We start from the raw sequence: 574 nt of genomic DNA on the forward strand, positions 1-574 counted from the left end.
GCTCGGGCAGCCCACCCCCACCCTGGTCTCCGGCCCGGAGCAGGACCTGGTGCTGGCCGAGCTGCTGGCCGGGCACGTGGCAGGCGAGGGGCGGCCGCTCCGTCTGCCGCCCGGCCTGCCCGAGGAGTCGCTGGGCCTCCGGGGTCTGCGCCAGGAGCTCCGCGACCTGCTGATGCGCGCGGCCGAGCGCGGACTCGGGCCGGTCGAGCTCGACGAGATGGGGCGGGCGAACGACCGCCCCGAGTGGGTCATGGCCGCCCAGCTGTACGAGGAGTACCTCGACACCATGACGCTGCGGCTCGCCACGCCCGATGCCGGGCCGCGCTACGACCCCGCCGTCGTGATCGACGAGGCCGCCGAGTCACTGCGCTCCTGGGAGGCCGAGGTGCCGGGCACCCCGCGCCCCACCTGGGACCTGGTCGTGGTGGACGACTACCAGGAGGCCACCGCCGCGACGGTCCGCCTCCTGCGCGTGCTGCACGACGACGGGGCGCGGCTCGTGCTGCTGTCCGACCCGGACTCGGCCGTCCAGACGTTCCGCGGCGCCGCGCCGGGCCTGACGGGCCGGGCCGCC

General features: G+C 76.8%; 1 protein-coding gene. It reads left to right on the forward strand.

What is annotated here, in order from left to right; translation table 11 throughout:
* Positions 1 to 574 (forward strand): UvrD-helicase domain-containing protein (locus PROKR_RS13650; protein ID WP_169736422.1); only part of this gene is annotated, 574 nt, incomplete at both ends.

It is taken from the genome of Promicromonospora kroppenstedtii DSM 19349, from assembly GCF_000515355.1.
Taxonomy (GTDB): Bacteria; Actinomycetota; Actinomycetes; order Actinomycetales; family Cellulomonadaceae; genus Promicromonospora; species Promicromonospora kroppenstedtii.